This is a genomic window from Dehalococcoidales bacterium, assembly GCA_028717385.1.
GTDB lineage: Bacteria > Chloroflexota > Dehalococcoidia > Dehalococcoidales > CSSed11-197 > CSSed11-197.
Window position 1 is genome coordinate 93,852 of the sequence record JAQUNW010000002.1, and the last position, 25,681, is coordinate 119,532.

At 46.7% G+C, this 25,681-nt stretch carries 26 protein-coding genes; 18 read left to right on the forward strand and 8 right to left on the reverse strand.

Features of this window, described 5'->3' with window-relative positions; all coding sequences use genetic code 11:
* Positions 1 to 274 precede the first annotated feature (274 nt).
* Both PHX29_01155 and PHX29_01160 read right to left on the reverse strand, forming a co-directional pair.
* Positions 275 to 826, reverse strand: a complete 552-nt coding sequence (locus PHX29_01155) for a methyltransferase domain-containing protein (GenBank protein ID MDD5604516.1) — start codon at positions 824 to 826, stop codon at positions 275 to 277.
* An 8-nt stretch (positions 827 to 834) separates the two neighbouring features.
* Positions 835 to 1,629 (reverse strand): DUF2807 domain-containing protein, encoded by a 795-nt coding sequence (locus PHX29_01160; GenBank protein ID MDD5604517.1) that lies wholly within the window; start codon positions 1,627 to 1,629, stop codon positions 835 to 837.
* Between the two features lie 100 nt (positions 1,630 to 1,729).
* Here PHX29_01160 and PHX29_01165 point away from each other — a divergent pair, with 100 nt between their 5' ends.
* The 3 genes from PHX29_01165 to PHX29_01175 are packed head-to-tail and all read left to right on the forward strand — an operon-like array spanning position 1,730 to position 4,383.
* Entirely contained in the window at positions 1,730 to 2,461 is a 732-nt protein-coding gene (locus PHX29_01165) for an ABC transporter ATP-binding protein (GenBank protein ID MDD5604518.1), read from the forward strand.
* Positions 2,458 to 3,714 carry an ABC transporter permease gene (locus tag PHX29_01170; GenBank protein MDD5604519.1) on the forward strand — a complete coding sequence of 419 codons (1,257 nt, stop codon included), beginning with the start codon at positions 2,458 to 2,460 and terminating at the stop codon, positions 3,712 to 3,714. Before PHX29_01165 ends, PHX29_01170 begins: the two co-directional genes overlap by 4 nt.
* A 42-nt stretch (positions 3,715 to 3,756) precedes the next feature.
* Positions 3,757 to 4,383: a VTT domain-containing protein gene (locus tag PHX29_01175; GenBank protein ID MDD5604520.1), complete on the forward strand. Its 627-nt coding sequence runs from the start codon at positions 3,757 to 3,759 to the stop codon at positions 4,381 to 4,383.
* 80 nt (positions 4,384 to 4,463) lie between these two features.
* Here PHX29_01175 and PHX29_01180 read toward each other — a convergent pair whose 3' ends face one another.
* The gene (locus PHX29_01180) at positions 4,464 to 5,735 is read right to left on the reverse strand and encodes an MFS transporter (protein ID MDD5604521.1); all 1,272 of its coding nucleotides are present in this window, start codon (positions 5,733 to 5,735) and stop codon (positions 4,464 to 4,466) included.
* Positions 5,736 to 5,739: 4 nt separating this feature from the next.
* A complete protein-coding gene (gene argC, locus PHX29_01185; GenBank protein MDD5604522.1) occupies positions 5,740 to 6,762 on the reverse strand; it encodes an N-acetyl-gamma-glutamyl-phosphate reductase in 1,023 nt (340 codons plus the stop codon).
* Positions 6,763 to 6,934: 172 nt separating this feature from the next.
* Between argC and PHX29_01190 the strand changes: the two genes are divergently transcribed.
* The 10 genes from PHX29_01190 (at position 6,935) to PHX29_01235 (ending at position 16,893) form a co-directional block, all read left to right on the forward strand.
* Complete coding sequence (locus tag PHX29_01190) at positions 6,935 to 8,188, forward strand: homocitrate synthase (GenBank protein MDD5604523.1); 1,254 nt, start codon at positions 6,935 to 6,937, stop codon at positions 8,186 to 8,188.
* 126 nt (positions 8,189 to 8,314) lie between these two features.
* Positions 8,315 to 8,515, forward strand: a complete 201-nt coding sequence (locus PHX29_01195; GenBank protein MDD5604524.1) for a hypothetical protein — start codon at positions 8,315 to 8,317, stop codon at positions 8,513 to 8,515.
* Between the two features lie 27 nt (positions 8,516 to 8,542).
* On the forward strand, positions 8,543 to 9,550 hold the full coding sequence (gene purM, locus PHX29_01200; protein ID MDD5604525.1) for a phosphoribosylformylglycinamidine cyclo-ligase: 1,008 nt from the start codon (positions 8,543 to 8,545) through the stop codon (positions 9,548 to 9,550).
* A gap of 17 nt (positions 9,551 to 9,567) precedes the next feature.
* Positions 9,568 to 11,112: a bifunctional phosphoribosylaminoimidazolecarboxamide formyltransferase/IMP cyclohydrolase gene (gene purH, locus PHX29_01205; protein ID MDD5604526.1), complete on the forward strand. Its 1,545-nt coding sequence runs from the start codon at positions 9,568 to 9,570 to the stop codon at positions 11,110 to 11,112.
* A 140-nt stretch (positions 11,113 to 11,252) separates the two neighbouring features.
* A complete protein-coding gene (gene recA, locus PHX29_01210) occupies positions 11,253 to 12,272 on the forward strand; it encodes a recombinase RecA (protein MDD5604527.1) in 1,020 nt (339 codons plus the stop codon).
* A gap of 97 nt (positions 12,273 to 12,369) precedes the next feature.
* Positions 12,370 to 13,020 carry a regulatory protein RecX gene (locus PHX29_01215; protein MDD5604528.1) on the forward strand — a complete coding sequence of 217 codons (651 nt, stop codon included), beginning with the start codon at positions 12,370 to 12,372 and terminating at the stop codon, positions 13,018 to 13,020.
* A 40-nt stretch (positions 13,021 to 13,060) separates the two neighbouring features.
* Positions 13,061 to 14,593: a ribonuclease Y gene (gene rny / locus PHX29_01220; GenBank protein ID MDD5604529.1), complete on the forward strand. Its 1,533-nt coding sequence runs from the start codon at positions 13,061 to 13,063 to the stop codon at positions 14,591 to 14,593.
* A gap of 2 nt (positions 14,594 to 14,595) precedes the next feature.
* The gene (locus PHX29_01225) at positions 14,596 to 15,360 is read left to right on the forward strand and encodes a TIGR00282 family metallophosphoesterase (protein ID MDD5604530.1); all 765 of its coding nucleotides are present in this window, start codon (positions 14,596 to 14,598) and stop codon (positions 15,358 to 15,360) included.
* Complete coding sequence (locus tag PHX29_01230) at positions 15,361 to 16,200, forward strand: PHP domain-containing protein (GenBank protein ID MDD5604531.1); 840 nt, start codon at positions 15,361 to 15,363, stop codon at positions 16,198 to 16,200.
* A gap of 18 nt (positions 16,201 to 16,218) precedes the next feature.
* Positions 16,219 to 16,893 (forward strand): glycerol-3-phosphate acyltransferase, encoded by a 675-nt coding sequence (locus tag PHX29_01235; GenBank protein ID MDD5604532.1) that lies wholly within the window; start codon positions 16,219 to 16,221, stop codon positions 16,891 to 16,893.
* Between the two features lie 2 nt (positions 16,894 to 16,895).
* Here the strand turns inward: PHX29_01235 and PHX29_01240 are convergent, their stop codons facing one another.
* Positions 16,896 to 17,666: an NAD-dependent deacylase gene (locus PHX29_01240; GenBank protein MDD5604533.1), complete on the reverse strand. Its 771-nt coding sequence runs from the start codon at positions 17,664 to 17,666 to the stop codon at positions 16,896 to 16,898.
* A gap of 4 nt (positions 17,667 to 17,670) precedes the next feature.
* Positions 17,671 to 18,375, reverse strand: a complete 705-nt coding sequence (locus PHX29_01245; GenBank protein ID MDD5604534.1) for an endonuclease III domain-containing protein — start codon at positions 18,373 to 18,375, stop codon at positions 17,671 to 17,673.
* A gap of 112 nt (positions 18,376 to 18,487) precedes the next feature.
* Between PHX29_01245 and PHX29_01250 the strand changes: the two genes are divergently transcribed.
* From PHX29_01250 to tilS, 5 genes are all read left to right on the forward strand, one after another.
* Positions 18,488 to 19,579, forward strand: coding sequence for a glycosyltransferase family 2 protein (locus PHX29_01250; protein MDD5604535.1), 1,092 nt, complete (start codon positions 18,488 to 18,490; stop codon positions 19,577 to 19,579).
* The gene (locus PHX29_01255; protein MDD5604536.1) at positions 19,555 to 20,889 is read left to right on the forward strand and encodes a phospholipid carrier-dependent glycosyltransferase; all 1,335 of its coding nucleotides are present in this window, start codon (positions 19,555 to 19,557) and stop codon (positions 20,887 to 20,889) included. Before PHX29_01250 ends, PHX29_01255 begins: the two co-directional genes overlap by 25 nt.
* Before the next feature lie 87 nt (positions 20,890 to 20,976).
* Entirely contained in the window at positions 20,977 to 21,465 is a 489-nt protein-coding gene (ybeY, locus tag PHX29_01260) for an rRNA maturation RNase YbeY (GenBank protein ID MDD5604537.1), read from the forward strand.
* Complete coding sequence (locus PHX29_01265; GenBank protein MDD5604538.1) at positions 21,466 to 22,062, forward strand: flavodoxin family protein; 597 nt, start codon at positions 21,466 to 21,468, stop codon at positions 22,060 to 22,062.
* A 90-nt stretch (positions 22,063 to 22,152) separates the two neighbouring features.
* Positions 22,153 to 23,583 carry a tRNA lysidine(34) synthetase TilS gene (gene tilS, locus PHX29_01270; GenBank protein MDD5604539.1) on the forward strand — a complete coding sequence of 477 codons (1,431 nt, stop codon included), beginning with the start codon at positions 22,153 to 22,155 and terminating at the stop codon, positions 23,581 to 23,583.
* 154 nt (positions 23,584 to 23,737) lie between these two features.
* Here the strand turns inward: tilS and PHX29_01275 are convergent, their stop codons facing one another.
* Together PHX29_01275 and PHX29_01280 are read right to left on the reverse strand one after the other, a co-directional pair.
* A complete protein-coding gene (locus PHX29_01275; GenBank protein ID MDD5604540.1) occupies positions 23,738 to 24,385 on the reverse strand; it encodes a hypothetical protein in 648 nt (215 codons plus the stop codon).
* A gap of 15 nt (positions 24,386 to 24,400) precedes the next feature.
* Positions 24,401 to 25,681: SEC-C metal-binding domain-containing protein (locus PHX29_01280; GenBank protein MDD5604541.1), on the reverse strand; the 1,281-nt coding region annotated here is incomplete at its 5' end.

The following is a 25,681-nucleotide window of genomic DNA, read 5'->3' on the forward strand; positions in this document are numbered from 1 at the left end:
GTTGATGATGCTTGGTGTGATCGAGGCGGAGCTATGAACGGTTTACAAATAAAGCTGCTATTACCACCCCCAGTATCCCTCCGATTATAGCCCCGGTCCAGGGGCTCGATGTCAATCCTCAGGCGCTATTAGAACATTTGCCGATATAGCCGATGATAGCTCCAAGGGCTGCCCCTGAAAGTAATCCGATCAAGTAGTGCATTTCCGCCTCTCAATATTCGTATAAGAACATTATAGCACTGCGGAAAAAAACCTCCAAACTGGGGCAGCAATACTAAGGCTTGGCAGTAATAATGTAATGATACAGTCCGTTTTCGTCTACGTTTTCAATAGTAAATCCGGCAGAGCGGATGATCTCGGACGCTTGCCTGGCATCAAAACGCTTCTCAAAAGAAGGACCGTATAACATCCGTTCTTTTTTCCAATCCAGATTTACTAGCCTGCCGCCATCTTTAAGCATTTTTTGCGCGTTGGCAAGTGCTTTTAAAGGCTCAGTAAAGTCATGGAGAACGACTCCATAAAAGACGATATCGGCACATTTTTGACAGACGACAAGTTCTTCCGCTCTGCCAACTGCCAATTCCAGGTTATTCAAGCCTTCAGTGGTTGCTCTTCGGCTTAAAGACAGGATTGCCTCGGGATTACTGTCAAAACCCCAGACCCAACCAGTCGGCCCGGTTAATCTCGCAGCCGGTAATGCAAAATAACCTCTTCCGCAGCCGGCATCAATGAATTTAGTGCCAGGCTTAACACCAATTTCCGGCAGGATAATATCTGGATTTTGCCATTTTTTTCTTTCTGCATCATCTGGTTTATGCTTGCACATCAGAGTATTTATCTCTTTTTCAGCGTAGATGCACCACTAACATTTATGTTTCTGAGAGAGGGCTCTCCCATATATTCAAGCCTGGATGCTCCAGATAACGTTGCATCCAGAATACCATTGGAATTAATGATGGCATTTGATGCTCCATCGATAATAATTGTCGTATCTCCGGTGAGGAAGGTTGCTGCATCCAGTGTACTGGCATCACTTACTTGGGCATCCAGATCACTGCATTCGCCCTCAAGCTCAATCCGGCTGACTCCACTGACATCGAAATCAGCATCCTCGGCAGTAAGAGAGCCGGTAACTCGGCTGGCTCCGGACACAGTAAACTGGCAGGAATGAGTAACAATTTCATCCAATATTACCTCGGAAGCCCCGGAAACTTCCAGTACAATGATTTCATCAGAACTGAATCCGGAAATGGTTCCGCCGGTTGCTCCGGATACATTAAGGCGTGCAAGTTGTGGTAGCTGTATTGATGCCTCGAGAGTTATATTTCCTTGAATGCTGACTGGCTTCAATTTGATGATCAGCTTTTTTTGTTTCCGATAAATATCGACATACTCGAAAAGGTTATCATCAACTGTTATTGATACAGAATGTGAGTCGGAATATGAAATTTGGTAACCGAACGCTCCGCCAATTTGCACTTCTTCAAAATCGGAAAGATCGTATGTTTCGGTTTTAAGAATGCCTGAACCATGTACTATATGCTCTGTATAGCCTATACACCCGCATCCTGGCAACAACAGGGGTATCATCAAAATAGCAGCAAGTAAAAGCCATAGATACTGTCTCATGACAATTCTCCTCAGCCCGGTCTTTCACTAATAGTAAAAGGCACCGGATGCTAGCCTGTCAATAAGTAGATCTTTTATTGACAGGCTAGGCATGTTATAATTGGCTTCGACGATTATGAAAGCATTAGTTGTTGAAGGCATTACCAAGCATATATCCGGGAAAAAAATTCTCAATAATATTTCCTTTGAGGTAAAAGCCGGGGAAATCTTTGGTTTAATTGGCCCTAACGGAGCGGGTAAAACTACCAGTCTTCGTACAGTGGCAACCCTCCTTCAGATAGAAACCGGCAGCGTTAGTGTTTTTGGTCACAAATTACCCGGGGAAGCGGGCGAAATTCGCAAGATTATAAGCTATCTTCCAGAAGATGCCGGTGCATATAAAAATCTGAAAGGGAGAGAATATCTGGAGTTTATCGCCAGTTTTTTTGCTTCTGGCAATCACAGCAAGGAACTGGTTAAACGCGGAATAGAAATTGCCGCGCTGGGAGATCGGATTGATGATCGTGTCGATACCTATTCCAAGGGCATGATGCGCCGTTTACTGGTAGGCAGAGCTCTCATGACCCGTCCACGTCTGGCTATTCTGGATGAACCCAGTTCCGGCTTGGACGTAGTAAACGCACAGCAGATTCGCCGTATCATCAAGCAGGCAGCAAATGAAGGTTTGAGTGTCCTTCTCTCGTCCCACAATATGTTGGAAGTTGAATTGATGTGTGAAAGAATTGCCCTGGTTAACCAGGGCAGAATTGTAGCCCAGGGTACTCCTGCTGAGCTTAAAGAAAGCTACCAGGCGGAAAATATTGAAGAAGTGTTTACCAGGCTAGTCCAATGATGTACACACTGATAAAAAAAGAAGTCAAAGAATTGCTTTCCAAGTCTTCGCTAGCCTTTTTTGCAGCGATGGCCCTGATTTTTGTATTTATGGGTAATATGCTTTCCTCATCGTTCGAAGAATCGACGGCTACTCCTATGGTTGCCATTATTAATGAGGACGCTTCCCCTCTTTCGATGATAATGACCTCAGTACTGGAAGCGGGGTCAGAGGTGGTATATTCCGGTTCTGATCCTGAAACCGGTCGCAGCCGGCTTGAGGAAGCTGGGGGAGCTGCTCTAATAAATATACCGGAGAATTTTGGTTCTTTAATTGACTCCGGTGAGGCAGCGCAAATAAAAGTGCTGTGGTTAATGCAGGGAGCGGGAATTGTAGATTCTATCCCGGTGGGTTCTGTTGAAGGGTTGATCCAAGCTGGGGCAGATGCAGTTTCGGCAACACTGGTAGCTGAACACAGCACTCTTGACCCTGAAATTATTCTGTCTCCAGTCTCATACAGCTACGATACTGTGTTCAAGGGAAAGATGATAGAAGGGGCTTCTCCCAGCATGGTCAGCGGTGTTTTGAGCATGAGAACCATGTTTATACCGGTGGTAATTATGATGCTGATTGTTATGGGTTCGAGTTCGGTGATTTCCTCCATGGGGCTTGAAAAAGAAAACCGCACTCTGGAGACCCTTTTAACCCTTCCAGTTGGCAGGAGCCAGATAATTATCTCCAAGATCGTGGGCAGTGCCATCGCGGGTATAGTCATGGGCGCTATTTACATGGTTGGTTTTGCCAGCTATTTTAATTCAATCACAGGCCCCGCCGGAGGCCTGGGCGACATGGGCTTTACGCTTAACGTGCTGGACTATCTTCTCATCGCCCTTTCGCTGTTTGCTGCTTTACTAGCGGCTTTGTGTGCCAGCATTATACTGGGGACTTTTGCCTCCAGCTATCGTTCCGCTCAGACTCTTACCTATCCGATGATTGGCCTGGCAATGCTGGCAATGCTTGTTACCATGATGCTGGACTTTTCATCCCTTTCCTTTCCATTACAGACGATGGTTTTCCTGATTCCTTTCTCCCACCCGATGATCGCCATGAAGGAACTCATGGTGGGAAACTACCTGCTCGTTTTGGCAGGTATTGGCTACCTGGTTGTGATCACTGCCATCCTGGTAGTAATCGCTACTCGCATTTTTACCACTGACAGGGTGGTGTTGGGGATGTCGATAAAAAGCAGAAAGAACAACCGGGTTACAGCTTAAAATTCTCATGGCCTGGCCGATTGTGCTAGAATACATCCTGGCATGACAGACAATAATTTCGTACCTGAAGAAACCTGCCGTAAACCCGGTGCTCGTAATTTTAACTCTCTGAAGCTTTGGTTCTTAAGGCGCTGGATTCCAATATTTGGCCTGCTTCTCATCATCGCCCTTGTAATAGGGCTTTTCCTTCTCTACCGGAATAACCCGGAGATCATAGATGGGCTTGAAAGATTCGGTTACCTGGGAGCTTTTCTGATAAGCATAGTACTCAATGCCACGCTGGTGTTACCTGCTGGTAATTTTCTTGTACTTGCTGCACTAGGGGCAACACTGCCATCTGCTACTCTGGTCGGCCTGGCGGGGGGCCTGGGTGCCGCTATTGGTGAGAGTACGGGGTACTTGGCCGGGTATTCCGGAAGAGCGATAATCGATAATCGGAATATGTACAATCGTACGGAAGGTTGGATGAAGCGCTGGGGTTTTTGGGCGCTGTTCGGTCTCAGCGCTGCTCCGCTCTTTTTTGACCTGGCTGGTATCGCAGCTGGTGCCTGCCGTTACAGGTTCTGGAAGTTTTTCCTGGCCTGCTGGTTGGGAAGAAGTATCCTCTATGTTGCCATCGCCTGGGCCGGCCTGAAGGGCTGGGAATGGTTGCTAAACATTGTTGGCTGAAAAACTCACCCAACACCGAATAGCTGGTTAAACATCTTTTCAGTGCGATCGGGTGTAACCGGTTAGAGCAAGCACCGTATTTATACTTTCAATCTTGAGTTTGGTTTTACCTTGATTAACAGAAGCGCTCCTGCGACGAAATATACTATACAAACGAGAAGCATTACAGTATAGCCAAGGTTCAAACCGACCCCGTTGAAAAAATCGATAACCGGGCCGATAAGCCTGGCCAGTGCACCTCCGCCTGCAGTTGCCATATTGGCAATACCTAAAAACTTGGCTTCCTCCCCCTTATTTACCAGGTCGGTAGCCAGTGCCCAGTTGGAACTGTTAAAGGCGCCCAGGGCAAGACCTATCACTGAGGCTCCTACCGTAAGCATTGCATTGGATGAGCTTATAAGTATGACCACTATTCCAAATGCGCCGGATAAAGCAGCAGCTATACAGATTTTTTTCCTGCCAATGGAATCCGAGAAATAGCCTGCAGGCAGCACTGCAATCAGCATAAATACGATTGCAACGGCTAAAAAACGGGTTGTAGCAGAAGCCGGATCGCTTACTCCAACAACATCCCGAAAATAATACAGGGCAAATTGCTGTATGGTGGTAAGCCCCATAAAAACTGCCAGTCGGGATGCCAGAAACCATAGAAAAGCCTTGTTGTCCTTAACATTGATGCTGAAACTCTTTACCCAGGCTGGAATCATGTGCTGTCTGAGCGGCCTTTGCGGCCGGGGTTCTTTAATTGCCAAAACCGTATAAAGAAGGAGGAGGAAGATTATCCCGCCCAGGAGCGCTAGTGAGAACCACAACCACTTGTCCTCGCTTGTCAGAGAATAACTGTCCATAAGTCTGGATACAGGGAAAAGCAGGACAGCCCCTCCCAGTATTTCCATAAAACTCTTTATTCCGGAAGCTTTACCCCTTTGGCTTGCGGGCACCATTTCCGGGATAAAAGCCTGGTATGGTCCCTGTGCGGCGTTGGAAAATAATTGAAGGGCACAGTAGCCGATAAAAAGCATGGTAAAAGAAGTAGCCACACCTATCACCGGCATTGTTGCAAGTGCTCCGATCATGCCGGCCAGTATAAAGGGTTTCCGACGCCCCCAGTTGAGAGTAGAGCGGTCTGAGATAGTCCCGGCAATAGGCTGAGCAAGCATTGCGATAATCAGGCCGCTGAATGTCATCAGTCCCAGGTAGGTATTTTTTTGCGCTTCGGAGGCAAAATCCAGGACTACCAGTGGGAGAATAAGGCTGTGCATACATTGCCAGAGTCCGGAAATCCCGAATACAAGCAGGGTTATTTTAAGATAGTGCCATATATTGGTTTTATTAAGAGCGGTACTTTTCATCAGGTTACGGATAGATAGCCGGTATAGATATTCCGGTTGTTTCTTCCAGCCCAAACATAATGTTCATATTCTGTATCGCCTGGCCGGCAGCTCCTTTTACCAGGTTGTCTATGGCGCTGATTACTATCAGGCGATTGGTACGCTTATCAATTTGAGGATAAATTGCACAGTAGTTGGAGCCTCTCACCTGGTTAATGTGAGGAGGCGTATCTGCCAGCCGTATGAATGGCTCATTGGCGTAAAAATCTTTATAGAGTTGTTCAAGCTGTGTTTGCGACACCTCCTTGCATAACTCGGCGTAACAGGATGAAAGTATACCGCGGGTAACCGGGATCAGGTGGGGTACAAAGGTAATTCGCATTGTTTGCTTCTTACCTGCAATCTTTAATTCCTGGTCTATCTCGGGTAGATGCCTGTGGCCTTCTAAAGCATAAGCTGAAGCATTTTCATTAGCCTCACAAAATTGGCTTTTTAAATGCAGTGTTCTGCCTGCGCCGGAAACGCCGGACTTGGCATCGATAATAATGCTTCCATCTATTATGCCTTCGTCTAAAGCTGGCGCCAGGGCAAGAATGGCTGCCGTTGGGTAGCAACCAGGGTTGGCTACCAGTCGTGCAGACTTGATCTGGCTGCGGTAAAGCTCGGGTAGCCCATAAGCAGCTTCTTTTATCAGATCTGGAGCAGGATGGTTGAATCCGTACCATTCAAGATAGAGGCGCGGATCCTTAAGCCTGAAATCAGCGCTGATATCAATTACCTTAGCGCCTCTCTCCAGGAGCTGTACAGCCTGGAGGGCACTTTCCCGGTGGGGAAGAGCTAGAAAAGCAACTTCAGCTTCCCCGGCTTCTTCTGTAATTGTAATATCCAGATTGGGCAAGTGGGGCAGGAATTTTATCAGCTGCTGCCCGGCAGATGAGCGCCCGGTGGCATATGCAATTTCGACTTCTGGATGGTTATAAAGAAGGCGTGCGAGTTCCATTCCAGCGTAGCCGGTGACATTTACAATTCCGATTTTAATCTTTGACAATTGAATCCTCCTTGAGACACCGGCAGAAAAGAACCTTAATCTAGTCAAGTGCTAGTTTGCAGATAGCTGACTGGTGCCTGTTTTGTGCTCCCTATAATTTACTACAAATCGGCTTTATGATAAAATCTTCTATTAACCTTCGTTTATGATCCCCATTAAAAGGAGAATAACTATGCCAAAAATATTTATTGTAGATGTAACTAACCGTGACGGAGTGCAGACTGCCAAACTGGGGTTATCCAAGCTGGAAAAAACTATGATCAATCTGTTTTTAAACCAGATGGGTGTTTTTCAGTCCGAGTTTGGTTTTCCTACCACACGTCATGAAGCAAACTACTTAAATGCTAACTTGGAATTGGTAGAAAGAGGAATTATCAGCCCCCTGAGACTGGAGGGGTGGATACGTGCTATCGAGGCTGATGTGGAGCTGGCATTTGCCAGAATTCCCAAAATCAAACATCTTAACCTTTCTATTTCTACTTCCGACCAGATGATAAATGGCAAATTCCAGGGGCGCAAGAACCGCAAGGATATTATTAATGATATGACCAAAGCGGTCGACGCCGCTTGGGCGAAAGGTGCCGAAAGTATTGGGGTAAATGCAGAAGATGCTTCTCGGACTGATATTGATTATTTAATTGAATTTGGCCAGGCGGCTAGAGAGCACGGAGCTACCCGAATTCGTTATTGTGATACCCTTGGATACGATAATCCCTTCTCGATCTACGACACTGCCTATAAAATGTCGAAGGAAATCAGTTTGCCGATCGAACTGCATTGCCATGGTGACCTTGGCATGGCTGTAGCTAATTCCCTGGCCGGGGCAAAAGGGGTAATTGATGGAGGGCAGGATGCCTATATCAATACTACTGTCAACGGTATCGGCGAGCGCGCAGGCAATGCTGATTTGGTGGCCACCATACTAGCTATCACCAAATCCAAGGGTTTTGGCAGCAAATACAAACTGGGTGGGAATATAGATCTTACGATGGCTTACAAGATATGCAAGTTCGCAAGTTATGCCTTCGGGGTACCAATTCCGATTAATCAACCAGGTGTGGGGGCAAATGCCTTTGCCCACGAATCTGGCATTCACGCCGATGGCGTTCTGAAAGATCCCGAAAACTATGAACTGTACGGATTTGAAGAACTTGGCCGCCGTCAATGGGAAATTGTTGAGACTGGCCGGGAAATATGTGCCGGGGAATATAGCGGAGTATCGGGATTTACCTATGTGATGAGTAAAGTGGCAGTTGGCAAGACCTTTGAGAGCCGAGATGAAGCTAACCGGATTCTTGAACTCGTACGTTACGCCAACGTTTTATCCCACAAGCCGCTTACCGAGGAAGAATTGCGGTTTATTGCTGATTATCCTGATATTGCCAGGCAGTTGTTGACTACTATTCCTCTCCCTGAAGAGAATTAAACCAGGTCAATGAATCGCTAAAAAGATTGAGTTGGCGATGATTGCCCGGCCAACTCAATCGGTGTTATCATTAATCAGGGCGCCTGTCCTGGCTATTTGAGGGGCGGCCTGGTACAGGAGGAAAACATGTTTGGTTATTTTTCTATTCTTGCTGCAATTCCAGGCTTTTTTCTTAGTTCATGGTTCCTGATGCTTTTATGGGGAGTGTTTGGCCCAGATTTGGGATGGCCAACCATTAGTTATGTAACCGCAATGCTTATTAACATTACCCTCTGGCTGGCAGTAGCACCTCTGGCAGCAGCCGGCAAAAGAGCAAAGCGCTGTTAGTAGCATTTTTTAAAAGGAGAATTCGAAATTAAAGAAAGTTATGCTGGGTCAGGCGTTGACATTAACGTCGCCGATAAAGCCAAGAGACAAATTGCTGAATATGCCGCTGCAACCCTTGGGCCTGAGGTGCTTAAAGGCCCCGGTTTTTTTGGCGGCCTTTATGAATTCAAAGGTTATAAACAACCTGTACTGGTATCCAGCGCCGATGGGGTTGGCACCAAGCTGAAGCTCGCTGTTGCTCTTGGCCGTCATGAAGGGGTCGGTCATGATATTGTTAATCACTGCGTAAACGATATTCTGACTTCCGGAGCCAGCCCTATATTCTTTCTTGACTATATTGCCAGTGGAAAGCTTGACCCCGATCAGATACAGGGAGTGGTAAAGGGGATGAGTGATGCATGCCGGGAAGTGGGATGTGCGCTTATCGGCGGAGAAACTGCTGAAATGCCAGGAATGTATTCTGAAAAAGAATATGACCTTGTTGGTTTTATAGTTGGGGTCGTGGAAAAGCCAGCTATTATAACCGGAGAAAAAATCAGTATCGGGGATATCATACTCGGTATTCCATCAAATGGTCTTCATACTAATGGCTATTCACTTGCCCGAAAGGTAATTGGAGAGACTCCGACAAAGTTGAACGAATTTACCCAGGAGCTGGGGAGGTCTTTGGGTGAAGCCCTTCTTCAGCCTCATCGATGTTACCACAATGTTCTTAAGCCACACCTTTCGTTGATTAATGGGATGGCTCATATCACCGGGGGTGGTTTGCCGGGGAATGTTCCCCGTGTGCTCCTGCCCGGAAAATGCGCCAAAATTAACACATCTGCGTGGGAAATACCTCCACTGTTCGAAATCATCCGTTGCAGGGGAAATGTCGATCGAGATGAAATGTACCGGGTTTTTAATATGGGTATCGGAATGGTTGTATTCTGCGACGCCGGCAAGGTATCCGAATTCCAGAAAGCGGTGCCTGAATCCGTATGCATAGGCGAAGTAATTAAATCTGCAAATGACAAACAGGTGATATTAGACTAATTTCAGGGAGGAAATTCATGAGGGCTATAATCAGTGTTTCGGATAAAACAGGAGTAACCGAATTTGCACGGGGATTAGCTGAATTGGGGTATGAGCTTTATTCAACCGGAGGTACCAAGAAAATCATTGCCGGTTCTGGGATTAAGGTTAAAAGTATTACCGAAATAACCGGCTTTGACGAAATATTGGATGGCAGGGTAAAAACCTTGCATCCGATGGTTCACGGGGGATTGCTGGCTAGACGGGATAAGCCGGAACATATGGATGAAATCAAAGAATACGGTATTGCCCCAATCGATCTTGTAGCCGTAAACCTCTACCCTTTTCGACGGACCGTAGCAAAAGAAGGGGCTACTATTGAGCAGGCTCTGGAAAATATTGATATAGGCGGGCCGACTATGATTCGGGCTTCTGCAAAAAACTACCCCGGTGTCATTGTGGTGGTCGATCCTGCAGACTACACTCTGGTACTGGAAAAGCTTCAAAACCATTCTCTGGAGTTGGACGAAAGAAAAAAATTAGCACAGAAAGCCTTTCAGCACGTAGCCTTATACGATACTGCAATAGCCCAATACCTGCGATCGGACGAGGATGCGTTTCCTGAGGAGATGACAATAGGTCTTGAAAAGCGCCAGGAGCTGCGTTACGGAGAAAATCCGCACCAGCGTGCCGCATTTTACTCTGAGGCAACTACTCGGAATGCGTATAACAGCGGAGTGACCTTTGCTGAGCAGTTATGGGGTAAGGAAATGTCTTTCAACAATATTCTTGATGCTGATGCGGCATGGTCTACTGTTATCGACTTCACAGATACCACAGTGTGTGTGGTAAAACATACCAATCCATGTGGTCTGGCTTCCAATCCGGACATAGTTGAAGCTTACCGCCGTGCGTTTTCGGGGGATCCAGTGAGTGCATTTGGCGGAATTGTTGCCATGAATAGGCGACTGACTGTCGGCGTCGCTGAGGAGATGGCTTCCACCTTCTATGAAATAGTAATTGCACCTGAATATGATAAAGAAGCGCTTGATATCCTGATGAAAAAGAAGAACCTGCGGATATTGAGAGTACCCCTGCCACCCGATTATAACTCCAAACCGATTCCAGCTTTCGACTTCCGCCGGGTCAAGGGAGGTTTGCTTGTTCAGGAAGCTGATAATCTACCCGAAGATAGTATTGAAATGAAAGTTGCTACCAATCGAAAACCCACATCAGCAGAATTGCAGGATCTCAAATTTGCCTGGAGAGCGGTAAAACACATCAAGTCTAATGCTATTGTAATGGCTAAGAATAATACTTTACTTGGGATGGGGGCAGGTCAACCCAATCGCGTAGTAAGTGTGTTTTTAGCTAAGAATAAGGCGGGGGATGGGGCAAAAGGCAGCGTAATGGCATCAGACGCCATGTTTCCTTTTCCTGATTCTGTTGAACAAGCCGCGGAAGCGGGGATTACTGCCATTATTCAGCCTGGCGGTTCGGTAAGAGACCAGGAATCGATAGATATGGCGAACAAGTATAATATTGCCATGGTATTTACCGGGATACGACACTTCCTGCACTAGAAGAGAACAAAGCTGCAAACAAGGGGAGGATATAACAATCCTCCCCTTTTATTATTTGACCAAAGCCTTCAACGGGGCTTTTTATGGTCAGTTGACTTGTTAATGCCACGTCATTATGTTATTCTGTTGCTAGGCGAGAAATGACCACAGAGAAGCAAAAGGCTCTGGAATTGGCCGTAGGCCTGATAGAGAAGCAGTTCGGCAAAGGTGCCATAATGAAACTTGGCGCTGATGCTGTCCGTACCCATGTAGAGGCAATCCCTACCGGGGCGTTGTCTCTTGATTTAGCCTTGGGGATTGGTGGCATTCCCCGTGGCAGGATAACAGAAATATATGGCCCCGAAGGTTCGGGAAAGACAACGCTGGCGTTACATATTATAGCCGAGGCCCAAAGACGGGGAGGCAATACGGCTTGTATTGACGTAGAGCATGCTCTTGATCCGGTTTATGCCTCCAATATCGGGGTAAATATTGAGGAACTGCTTATATCTCAGCCAGATAACGGCGAGGAAGCTCTCGAAATAACAGAGCGGCTGGTACAAAGCGGAGCTATAGATGTGGTGGTAGTAGATAGTGTTGCTGCGCTGGTACCAAGAGCAGAGCTTGAAGGAGATATGGGTGATGCCCATGTTGGCCTGCAGGCAAGGCTCATGTCGCAAGCACTTCGAAAGCTTACTGCCGCTATTGGGCGTTCTGGTACGGCGGTAGTTTTTATCAACCAGCTCAGGGAAAAAGTGGGGATCGTTTTTGGAAATCCGGAGGTTACCCCGGGAGGCAGGGCGCTTAAGTTTTATAGCTCGGTACGTTTGGATTTAAGACGCACCGAAACTCTGAAACAAGGCACCAATGCCATCGGCACTCGAGTTCGAGCCAGGGTAGTCAAGAACAAAGTAGCTCCACCTTTCAGGACTGCTGAGTTCGATATTATGTTTGCTTCCGGTATCAGCCGTGAAGGCAGCATATTAGATTTGGGTGTTGAGCTGGGTATTGTAAAAAAGGCAGGGGCCTTCTTCTCTTATGGTGACATTCGCCTGGGGCAGGGCAGGGAAAACTCAAAGGAATTCCTTGTTGCTCATCCTGAAATTACACAGGAAATTGAACAAGGAATCAGGGCCTCAGCAGTCACCAGTTTTGGAGAAGTGGATAGCGAAACAGATTAGCCAGAATAGCTAGTCAAGCTAACACAACAAAATATTAACTGGAAAACATGAAGGCTGAGGCACGCGTGCCTCAGCCTTGTCTATTTGTGGTGTTATTATGGTATTAATCACCGGTCTGGAAATGAATACAAAAAAGAACAGGGCGCGGTTATATATCGACGGGGCTTATGTGTTCAGTATTTCTGTTGAAGTAGCCCTCAAAAAGAAGCTCAGGATCGGAATGGAAATAAGCGAAAACCAGATAGAAACACTAAGAGAAGATGATGAAATCTGCCGTTGTAAAGAATCAGCCTTTAGGCTTTTGGATTTCAGGGCGAGAAGCGAAAAAGAACTCAGGGATCGCCTTGCCCGAAAAGGATTTGGGTTAGAGGTTATAGGAAAGACGATGGAAGGTTTAAAAGCCTCCGGATTGATAGATGATGTTGAATTTGGGCGACAATGGGCAGAGAGCCGGCAAAATTTTAGGCCGCAGAGCGCTTTTCTCACCCGTCGTGAGTTAAAAGACAAGGGCTTAAGCGAAGAAGCAATTGCGCAGGCAGTTGAAAATTATGATGATTATGAAAATGCTCTGTCGGCAGCGCGGCCAAGGGCAATGAAATATACCGGGATCGAGTACCCCATATTCCAGCGCCGCATTGGCAGCTTTCTTCAGCGTCGGGGTTTTGGTTATGGGGTTATTAAACCGATTATTAACAAGCTGTGGAAAGAAGTAATACAGTATCAAAATAGCGGGGAGAACCTGCAATAAATCATCTGCAGTTCATATACAGCAGAGAAAAGGAGAATAAATGGATACGGTTCTAGTCATAGTATTCAGTTTTATCATTGGCGTTGTATTTGGCGCTATGGCTATGTTTCTTACCAAGGGTATGATGGCGGCTCGTCAGGCTACATTAGCCAAAAAGGAGGCAGCCCAGATTATTGCTGAGGCGAAAGCGGAAGCCAAGGAATATCTGCGCGAGGCCAAAAAGGAAGCAGATAGAGAAAAGACCTTAACGGAAGGTGAAATTCGGGAAAGACGCAGTGAAATTCAACGGCAGGAAAATCGTCTTGCGCAGAAGGAAGCCACACTTGAACGCAAGCTTGAGGAAGCAGAGCGGAGAGAGCAAAGCCTGGAGGACAAGAATCGTCAGTCAGAGGAAATAAAGACAGAAATAGAAAAAATAAAGCAGGATCAGTTGACACATCTGGAACAGGTCTCCCAAATGTCATCGGCCGAGGCTAAAGCCGAGTTGTTTGATCGAATGGAAAGGGAAATGCAAGCCGAGACTGCCCGGCGTTTACACCAGTGGGAGACCAAGATAAAGCTGGAAGCAGATGAAAAAGCGCGTAATATACTTTCCCAGGTGATTCAGCGCTCGGCAGCGGAGGTTGTTAGCGAGACTACTGCAACCGCGGTTCCGTTGCCTAATGATGATATGAAGGGAAGGCTTATTGGCAGGGAAGGCCGCAATATCAAGGCGCTGGAACAAGCAACCGGTGTTGATCTTATCATTGATGATACGCCTGGCGCAGTCACTCTTTCTTCTTTTGACCCGGTGAGGCGTGAAATCGCCCGCCAGGCGGTTGAAAAACTCATAATGGATGGCAGAATTCACCCGGCACGCATCGAAGAAGTGGTTAATAAAGCAAAAGAAGATGTTGAAGCCTCAATTCTGCAGGCTGGCGAGCAGGCAACCCTGCATGTAGGTGTTCAGGGGCTGCATATTGAGTTGATAAAGCTTCTTGGCAGGTTGAAATATCGAACCAGCTATGGCCAGAATGTACTCGCCCATAGTATTGAAGTAGCTCAGCTTTCCGGATTGATAGCAGCCGAGCTTGGAGTAAAGGTTCATACTGCCAAAAAAGCAGGGCTACTGCATGATATCGGCAAAGCGGTTGACCGGGAAATTGAGGGTTCGCACGCACAAATTGGCGCAGATCTGGTTAAACAATGGGATCGCAACCAGGATGTAATCAAAGGGGTCGCCGAACACCATCTTGAAGCTGGGGATACCAGTATCTGGGGTTTTATAGTATCGGCGGCGGATGCGATTTCCAGTGCAAGACCAGGAGCCCGGCGTGAGTCCCTGGAATCCTATCTCAAGCGATTGACAGCGCTGGAAGACATTGCCGGCAGCTTCAAGGGGGTTGAGAAATCCTATGCCATACAAGCTGGTCGGGAAGTGCGTATTCTGGTTAAGCCTGAAGAAGTTGATGATCTGTCGGCCATGCGTATGGCGAGAGACATTGTTAAGAAAATAGAAGAGACTCTTGAGTATCCTGGTCAGATAAGGATCACAGTAATTCGTGAGACTCGTGCTGTGGATATTGCCAAATAGAAATGAAAATACTGGTTATTGGAGATGTTATCGGAAAACCCGGGCGGCAGGCTTTACAACAGTTGCTGCCAGGGTTGAGAAACGAATTAAATCTGGATTTGGTTATTGCGAATGCGGAGAATCTGGCCGGAGGCATCGGAGTTACCCCAGAAACCGCCCGTGAGCTGCTCCAGACTGGTGTTGACGTGCTTACTTCGGGTAACCACATCTGGGCGCACAAGGATATAATTCCCGAGATAGATTCATTACCGCTGGTGCGCCCATTGAACTATCCGCCTGGTGTTCCTGGTAAAGGTTACATAATTGAGCGCAACGTTATGATAGTTAACTTGATAGGGCGAGTATTCATTGGCAATTTTGATTGTCCTTTCCGTGCTATGGATACACTGCTTTCAAGTGTCGAGCCGCTTCCAAAGGTTATCATTGTAGATTTCCATGCAGAAGCAACTGCGGAAAAAATTGCGCTGGGCAGATATCTGGATGGCAGAGTAAGCGCTGTGCTGGGAACTCATACTCATGTAGGCACTATCGACCACCAGGTGCTCCCTGGGGGGACGGCATTTGTAAGTGATATCGGCATGACGGGACCGGTTGAATCCATCATTGGAGATGAAATCGATGCCGTGCTGAAAAGGGTGCTTACTATGATGCCAGGCAGGCTTTCCGCCGCTAAAGGTCCAGTAAAGTTTACTGCTATGCTGCTCGATATCGATCAAGAAAATGGAAAGGCAATTTCGATTGAACGCATTACAAAGGATGTCGGTTAATTGAGCATAGATCTGCATCTTCATACCACTGCATCCGATGGTCGTATAGATCCGGCAGATCTAGTTGATCTTGGAGCTGAAAGAGGGCTATCAGTGATGGCTATTACCGACCACGATACTGTTGATGGCATCGATTCCGCCCTTAACCAGGCTGCCAAACATTCTGGTTTAAAGGTTATCCCTGGCATCGAGTTGAGCACCCATGCCCCTGGAAGCGAACTGCATCTTCTCGGTTATTTCATTGACCATCGCAGTCCTGAATTGCTTTCTGTTTGTCGCAGTATGCGTTCAGATCGGGCCGAGCGCGCACAGGCAATGGTTGACAAATTAAACAAACTGGGCATTCCGGTGACGTGGGAAAGGGTTTGCCAACTAGCAGGGGATTCCAATATAGGCCGTCCTCATATTGCCAGAGCGCTTTTGGAAGGTGGTTATATTAGCAGTTTTGAAGAAGCTTTTGATCTTTATCTGGCTCAGGGGAAGCCGGCATATGCAGAGCGTTTTAAAATCACTCCTGCAGAAGCTGTCCAGCTGGTTACCAGGTGCGGAGGGCTGCCGGTGATGGCTCACCCGCTTACCGTTGATAATTATATTTCGATAATAACTGAGTTAACTGCAGCCGGGCTTGTTGGAATCGAGGTACATTACAAGGATTATAATGGCGAAGAACGGCGTAGGCTTCTCGAAATTGCGTCAAAATTAAACCTGATTGCTACTGGTGGAAGTGATTATCATGGAATAGATGATACCGTTGAGGTTCTTCCGGGTAAAGCAGGAGTGCCCAGGGGTGTGGCAGCCGAATTGTATCGAAAGGCCAGACAAAAAGGGATTGCGGTATAAAGGGATGAGGGTCTCGCTATGTTAAGCTGGCAGTTTGTGCTGTTAGGCTTGTTTGCCTATCTGCTCGGCTCAGTTCCGGCAGCATATATAGCTGCGCGTTTGAGCAAGGGTATTGATTTGAGGGAAACCGGCAGCGGGAATGTTGGAACCTCTAATGTTGCCAGAATGACTTCAAAGATACTTGCTGTGCCAGTATTTATGTTTGATATAGGTAAAGGTTATCTGGTGGTTTGGCTGGCAAGTATCGCCGGAATGGAACTTTTTTACCAGATTGTTATCGGATTATTGGCAGTGATAGGCCACAATTGGCCAGTGTTTCTTGGTTTTAAGGGAGGGCGAGGAATTGCTACCAGTCTTGGAATGGTTTTGGCGGTATCTCCCTGGCTTGGGGTAATAATGATTGTCTTGGCTTTTAGCTTATTCCCATTTAAACATCTTGCTCTGGGAGTATTGATTGCATTAACCGCTCTTCCGCTCCTGGCCTGGTTTGTCGCTTCTCCGCTGGGAATAAGCGATAGAACTGGAGCCTTCTTCGGATTCCTGTTACTTTTTATAATTGTTGTTATCAGAAGATTAACTCCGCCCAGATCTGAGATTAGTCTTCACACGCCAATTGGAGAATTACTGGTAAATCGGCTGCTGTTCGACCGAGATATACGCAGTCGGGAAGCCTGGGTAAATCGCAACAGCTAACTTCATGCAGGATTAGCTGAAATATATTCTACAATTGAAGGCAACACTTTGCCTGCTTTGGTGTAAATCGCTAAATCTGCTTTTTCATCCAGCGGGGTGGGTGAAAGGTTGATTATTACCAGTTTAGCTCCATTGGATAATGCGTATTCCGGCATTAGTGCTGCTGGATAGACGGTCAGCGTCGAGCCAATTACGAAAAACAGATCGCATAAACTCGATTCTTTCTGTGCTTGCTCGAGAGCTTTTGCTGGTAAGGATTCTCCAAAGAAAACGACATCCGGCTTGATTATACCATTGCATTCGGGGCATACCGGTACTGGGGATTTCTGCGCCATGTCCAGTACTATATCCAGTGTGAACCTGTGCCTGCATCCCAAGCAGGTAAAAGTATTCATACTGCCATGCAGTTCGTGTACCAAATCCGTTGGTGCCCCTCCGAGCTGGTGGAGGCCGTCGATATTTTGGGTGATCACTGCTTTAACGTAACCTTGCTTGCATAATTCACCTATAGCAAAATGGGCGGGATTGGGAAAGACGCCGGTTATTAGTGAGCGGAATAGCTCCCAATGCATGATTCTCGACTCCTCTTGTTGAATAAACGAGGAATAGTCAAATGCCTTCTGGTCAAACCTGTCCCAGATACCACCGGGGCTGCGAAAGTCCGGTATGCCGGATTCAGTGCTTACCCCTGCTCCGGTGAACACTACCGCGTGTCGAGAATCAAGAATCATCTGAGCGGCTTTATGAAATATTCTGTCATTATTTATGTTCATTACTTTATATCCGGCTGTTGTAACTAATGCAAATACTGGCAATGCAGCAAAAATTGCATAATGGCTGCTTCTTGCAGGATGTCTTGCCGTGTTTTACCAGCAAGGCATGGTATTCATTATATATGGCTGTGTCCGGCTCCAGATTTGTCGTAAAAAGCCTCTGGTAATTGTCATAACTGATGCCTCCTTCTGGTACAACGCCGATTCTTGAAAGTATGCGGCAGGTATAAGCGTCTATTACGAAAACCGGACGTTTCAAGGCATATAACAGTATGGAATCAGCTGTTTCCGGCCCTATACCATGTACCGAAAGAAGGCTTTGACGAATATCAGCCGTATTAAAATCATTCAGTAAACTCAAATTATAGTTACAACTGACGCGCAACCATTCAACAAGTGATTTGAGCTTGCGCGCCTTGTCATTGTAATAACCGGACGGTTTGATGAGCGCTGCAAGATCCTTTTCCGGCAGCCTTTGCAGAGAGTGCGGATTAAGATTCCCGGTTTCTCTGAGGTTTTCTATCGCCCTGGCAGCGCTCTCCCACGATGTGGACTGGGTTAACACAGCCCCTACCATGACTTCAAAAGGTGTTTCGCCCGGCCACCAGTGCTGATGGCTATAGCGCTCAAACAGTTTGTTATAGATGTATTCCAGCTTATTCGGTGCAAAGTTGTCTTTCGTCGGTTTGAAAATAATTCCTGCGTGCATATTCAGACTCGGCTACAATTATTATAACAACTACTATCAGCTGATCATAACATAAGGTTACCAATCTTTAATTTTATGGTAAAATAGCTCAAAACCTCCGGCATAGGACAATATGAAAGACAATGTAACAATAATAGTGCCAACTTATAATGAGAGTGATAATATTGTCCCACTTGTAGAACAAATCGCAAAAAGACTTTCCAGGTATAACTACGAAATTCTTTTTATCGATGATAACAGTACAGATGGCACCGCTATGGTTATTGATTCTTTAAAGAGCAGCTATCCGGTTAGAGTAATAGTGCGCTACGATGAAAAAGGTCTGGCTTCTGCAGTGGTGAAGGGTTTTGAAAACGCCAAACATGATTTGATTGTGGTGATGGATGCCGACCTTCAGCATCCGCCTGAGATGATTCCACGGTTACTGGACAAGTTAGATGATGGTGCTGACCTTGCTGTTGGCAGTCGTTATGTTCTCGGAGGTGGCTGCAGCGAATGGAGCGGGTTCAGAAAATTGATCAGCCGTGGTGCGATTATTTTTGCTGCTTTAGCGTTGCATCAATCCAGGAAAGTCAAAGATCCAATGAGTGGTTTTTTTGCATTGAAGCGAAAAGTGATTGATGGTATAAAGCTGGACCCCATTGGTTATAAAATCCTGCTCGAAGTGCTGGTATTGGGAAAATACAATCGGGTGGTAGAAGTCCCGTTTCAATTTCAGTTGCGTGAACAGGGTAAAAGCAAGCTCGATCTGAACCAGCAATATGAATACCTGCATCATCTGCTGCGGTTGTCTGTAAGAAGCGGGGAATTTGCGCGCTTCGTTAAATTCTGCCTGGTTGGCGGCAGTGGCGTACTGGTTAATATGGGCTTGTTATGGTTACTGACTGAAAAAGCAGGCCTTTTTTATGTACTTTCTTCTGTTTTTGCTATAGAAACGTCAATTATTACTAACTATTTACTCAATTATTTCGTTACATTTAAAGACCGGCAGGTCCCGGGGGCAAAATCTTTTCTTGTCAGATTGGTCAAATTCAATCTGGTTAGCCTTGGGGGGCTGGTAATCAATCTTGGAATCCTATCCTTTTTCACCGAGATTGTTGGTTTTCACTATATGTTATCCAACCTGATTGGTATTGCAGGCGCTACTCTATGGAACTATTTTGTAAATAACTGGTGGACGTGGAAAGACTCAAATCCTGTATAAATTGGTTAAAGCAATGGCAGTATCTTGGAATTGCGGTGATTGTTATTGCCAGCCTTTTGCTCCACCTGGGTCTGATGATACGCCCGGACGAACCGCTTTTTGATGAAGTCCACTATGTAAATGACGCCAGGCATGCTATTGGAACCGGCGGTACCGAGCGAACAGAGCATCCTCCCCTTGGAAAATTGCTGGTGGTTGGAGGCATGCTGATATTTGGGGATAATCCAGTCGGCTGGCGATTGATCGCTATTTTAATGGGCGCTGCATCGCTGGTGTTCTTTTATATGATTTGCCGGCGGTTGAACCTGAGTGAAAAGGTATGTTATCTGGCTGTCTTCCTCCTGGCTTTTGAGAATCTCACTTTTGTACAAAGCCAGATTGCCATGCTTGATGTGTATTGCCAGTTCTTCATGCTTTTAAGCCTCTGGATGTATCTGAGAGGCAGCTACCCGTTATCGGCGATATCAATAGCCCTGGCTGCACTCGCCAAGTTGAACGGTGTACTGGTCGTACTGGTAATTGGTATGCACTGGCTTCTTGCCCGGTGCCCGAACTGGAAAAAATTTATTGCTTCCTATATTACTCTGGCTCCTCTAGCTTTTCTGGTATTTCTGCCAGTACTTGAGTATACATACTTTGGCGAACTTCAAAATCCAATCAGCCGCGCGCTGGAGATGGTCAAGCTCACCGGCTCGATTACATTCGATGCCTATGAAGCCGGTAGCATTGCTTCGAGACCATGGGAGTGGGTATTAACCCCGGAAAACTTTGTTTACTGGTGGAATCCGCGCTTTATCGGTATGCTCAGTCCTACCCTTTGGATTCTTATAATCCCATCTATAGTTTATGTTACTTATCGTGCTCTGAAAGGTGATGACGCGCCATTATTCCCCTTTTCAATGTTTATCGGTTTATACCTGGTGTGGATTCCGGCCAGCCTTATCAGCAATCGGGCTAGTTTTATTTTTTACTTCTATCCGGCAATTCCTTCGGTTGCAATAGCCTTGGGAATTGTATTCGGCAAGCTGATAGATGTTTCCCGCGAGCGCCTGAAAGGGAAACTGAGATTGCTGCTTAAAATTATAATTCCCCTCTATTTACTCGGTCATTTGATTGCTTTTAACATCATGGCGCCGCCTTCCCTGTGGTGGAAAATTCCCTTTAGTATCGGCATGTTTATATTCAGCTTCTGGTATTTGCGCCTGGGGCCGACCCCATATCCCGAACCGGCGCGGCTCGTTGAGGAAGGGGATGAAGAAGTACTGTTAGGGATGAATAGTAGTGTCGAACCGGATTTTCAGGCTTCCTGATTTCTCCTTAATAGCCAGATCGTATTTTAGAGGAGTATCATTTTTCCAATTAGCAGTTTCCAATGCCAGAATGGGACGGGGTGAAATATGGAAGTTGATATTATAATTGACGATGAATACCAGGCTCAGATAGAGCCAGATTATTTAGAACAAGTAGCCGTGGCGACCCTGAGGCATATCCGCCCGGAAGGCAATCTCCAGCTCGGTATAGTGGTTACCGGAGATGAAGATGTGCAGCGGCTCAATCGGGAGTACCGGGGGATTGATGCAACTACCGATGTATTATCTTTTGCTATGCAGGATGAGCTGATCGTAAGCGATGAAGATGATGAGGCAATTGAACAATTTCCATTGTATCCAGATGGTATTGAACAGCTGGGGGAAGTGATAATTTCGCTGCCTCAGGCAGCCAGGCAGGCAGAATCCGGCGGGCATAAATTGATACAAGAGATTACGATCCTTATAATTCATGGAGTTCTTCACCTTCTGGGATTTGATCATGAAGCAGATGCAGAAGCAGAAATTATGGAGAAACATGAAGTTGATATATTGGCAAAAGTTGGAGGCGCAGCCTGAATGAAGGTGCTAGGGCTGTCTGGCTCCCCGCGTCAGGGCAATACTGCCGCCTTGCTAACTCGCATGCTGGAAGGTGCAGCTAGCCAGGGAGCGCAGATAAAAAACTTCGATCTGTCCATACTGAATATTAAGCCCTGTACTCATTGTGATGCGTGTTTGAAGGACGGGGAATGTAATATCAACGATGATATGCAAACTCTGTACCGGGAAATGGAAACCGCAGACGCCATCATACTGGCTTCCCCTCTCCACTTTATGACAGTGACGGCTAATGCCAAGCTTTTCATTGACCGCTGCCAGGCAATTTGGGCCAGGAAATACATACTTGGCAAGCCACCATTGGGTGATAGCAAATACAGAAAGGGCGTCTTTGTCAGTGTTGCAGGCCGGAAGGGAAAGCATTTATTCGATGCCGCACGGATCACTGTCAAGGCATTATTCGCCAGCCTGGACGTCAGCTACAGGGGAGAGTTGTTAATTGCCGGGGTAGATGAAGCTGGTTCAATCAATTGCCAGCCGGGGGTTCTTGATGAAGCTTATCGAATGGGTGTCTGTCTCGCAGGGCAGATGGAAGAGTCCAACGACTCGACTTTATAATCTCCGGATGTCATAGTTGCAGACAATAGGCAAGATCCCTGAATTGTAGAGTATTCTCTTGACGGCTATATCGCATATAATAAATTGATTATGACTGTGAGAAGACAAACTCTGCTTGAAGATCGGGTATACGATTTTATCAGGAAGTATCTCCTTGTTGTGCCTGGCAGCCGCATTGTTGTGGCTGTTTCGGGAGGGCCTGATTCAGTCGCTCTTTTGCAATTACTGTACAATTTGAGAAATGTATTAAAGATTTCCCTGGTGGTGGCGCACCTGGACCACAATTTGAGGGGGGATGAATCAACCGGAGACGCGTTATACGTAGCCGGATTAGCCCAGAGTCTCGGATTGCCGTTTGCAGTTGGTGGCAGAGATGTCAAAAAATACCGCCAAACCCACAAAATGACCCTCGAAGAAGCAGCTCGTGAGGTGCGTTATTCATACCTGGCTGAAGTCGCCGCTGAATGCGGTGCCGAACTGGTGGCGACTGGTCATACACAATCCGACAACGTTGAAACTATCCTGATGCATCTCATTCGGGGTACTGGCACTCTAGGGCTCAAAGGGTTGTTGCCCTTAGCTGTCAGGCATTGCGGGGAACATAAAATTAACATTATCAGGCCTTTACTGGATATCACTCGCGATGAAATCGAGGCCTATTGTATGAATCGTGGTCTTGAAACACGTACTGATAGTACCAACCTTAGCCTTTCTCCATTCAGAAATCGGGTTCGTTTGGAGCTGTTGCCTCTTCTCCGGGAATACAACCCGGCAATAGAAAAGGCTGTTTTGCGACTGGCAAATATTGCCGCTGATGAATTGGACTACCTTGCCCTCAACCGGGATAAGGCGTGGAGTGAGTTTGTCACCAGGCATGATGAAATTATTGTGTTCGAGAGGCCCGGATTTGATTCACTTCACCCGGCACTACAGCGCTCGTTGCTACGTCGGGCAACCAATGAAATTGCCGGTACATTGAAAGATATTGAAGCTTCTCATATTGAAGATGTGTTAAATCACCTTGACCGGGGTGCGGGCAAGCAGATTGAACTCAAGAGGGATATTGTTTTTACGATTGAGCATGAACACTATCTTTTAGCAAAAAAAGGGAAAAATTTGTGCCCGTATCCTCCAATCACCGGAGAGCACGAGTTGAAAATACCAGGCGAAAATGAACTTGGCAGGTGGAAGGTAAACACTAGTGTAATCCGCGGAAACCAGGTTGGGGGTGATATAGCGCCTTTAATTTGTTATCTTGATCTTGCCAAGATTACCACTGGACTGGTGATGCGTTCTCGCCAGCCGGGAGATCGATTCGTTCCTATGGGAATGAGGACGGAAAAAAAGATTAAAGACTATTTGATAGATGCCCGGGTTCCACGCTCCTGGAGGGATAATATACCAGTTATTGTATGTGATGATGAAGTTGTCTGGCTGGCTGGATATCGTATTGATGATGGATTCAAAGTTACGGCAGATACGAAAAATATGTTGCGCATTGAGATGACTTGCATCTCCTGAAACTCGTTTAGTTTTTATTGCCCGGTTGCCGCAGCGGGTTTAAAAGGATGTAAAAGCTGATCTGCCATCGCTTATTATTGTAGCCTGGTAAAATCCCCGGTTAACGTGAGCTCGGATTATCAAGCCATACTGCGCGTTGGTGATATCGGTGTTGTTAAAAGAGCCTGGGGAACATGGCTGACTTGCTATTTAGCCAATTAAGGGCTTTTTTGGTGTCTGAGGCAACTTTTTCCTTGTCGGAATTCTTTAAACGGTACTTGAACAACCAGTACACAAATTCGATATCATCCTGTGCCTGATAGCGAGAGCCGGTGTCAGCTGCGCCAGCATAAAGGTTGCGGAGGCTATCCTCCTCTTTTTCATAAATAGCAATAAATGCGCGGCTTTTAGTGTCTTCGGGAGGAGTCAAGCCAAGGCTGGCAAATTCCTTTTCTATTTCAGCACAAACAGCTTTTAGCAGAGCAGCTTCTACTGTCACTCCATACAGGTAGTTCAGGTAGAGGTTATATTTACCATCTCCGATCATTTCCCTGGCTTCTCCAGGAGTAATTTTCAGAGGAGGTTTACCATGGTTAATAAATTGAGCGCTTTCCCGGTGGTTGACTATGTCGCCCCCGGTTTCCATGATCAGCATTTGGGCAAGTGATACCCAATCCAGAGCCTCTCCACCGACAAGATAATTCTCCTCGGGATAATCGCGTATGGCTTCAATCAATGCCAGGTACCAGTGCTTGCCAGCTTTAATAGAGGTTTTCATGCGGTGGACTATTACCTGGTGAGAACCGACAGGCAAGTCGCTCATAAATGACGTCCCCGGCTATTGGCCGCAACAGTGCTTGTATTTTTTCCCGCTGCCACACGGACAAGGATCGTTGCGTCCTACTTTTTTCCCCGTGGTTTTGGATGTCCTCGCAGCACTGGCTGCTCCGGCTGATATGGCAGCAGAATGAGATGGGGAAGGTATTCCTGGCCTTGACATACTGAGTCCGGATGGAGGAGATAGCGGCCGTTCACCCTTTCTTACAATGCTCATTCGGAAAATGGCATGGGCAACGTCGTGACGGATGGTTTGGAGCAGGACCTGGAATTGCTGGAACCCCTGATTTTTATAAGCATCGGCTGCGCGGGTTTGCTGAAGAGTTTGCCAACCAGCCTGCAGGCGCATGAATTCCATATTTGTCAGGTGCTCTACCCAGAGGGAGTCGATTGTTTTGAGCAGCAGGAACTTTTCCAGCAGACGCATCTTTTCTTCGCCAAATTCCTGCTCCCTTTTCTGGTACAGTTTATCAGCTTGATGTGCGAGTGCTTCCTGTATTTGCTCGGGCTTCATTTGAGTCAGAGTTTCCGGATTCAATTCCGGAGGCACTGGCATAATGGTGCCTGCTTCGCTCAACAATCCTGAATAATCTGGCTCATAGGTATCAGCTGTGTGATTGGTTATGATATCTTCGATCTCATCGGCAACCATACCCAGGATATTGGTTTTAAGATCTGCTCCGGTAAGAACCTTTCGTCTCTCGGCATAGATTATTTCGCGCTGCTTGTTAACAACGTCATCAAAATCTACCAATTGCTTGCGTATGTCGAAATGATAGCCTTCAACGCGTTTTTGCGCATCGGCAATTGAACGCGAAACCATTTTATTTTCTATCGGGTCGGACTCATCCATCCCTGCCCAATCCATAATAGCCTTGATGCGTTCAGAGCCAAAGCGGCGCATAAGATCGTCATCGAGAGAAACATAAAAGCGGGATTTGCCAGGGTCTCCTTGACGCCCGGCACGCCCTCTAAGCTGGTTATCTATACGGCGGGCTTCGTGGCGCTCGGTGCCTATCACGTATAGGCCGCCAAGCTCAAGGACTTTCTTCTGCCGGGCTTCCCACTCTTTAATGGCCTTTTCATCGCCATCGTCCGGCTTCTTTCCACCCAGGAGTATGTCCACACCGCGTCCTGCCATATTAGTAGCCACTGTAACCGCGCCGGGTTCGCCAGCCCGTGCGATGAACTCTGCTTCTCTCTCATGCTGCCGAGCGTTTAATACATTATGCTTGATGCCCTTGCGTCTCAGAAGATCACTTACGTAATCCGGTTTTTCAAT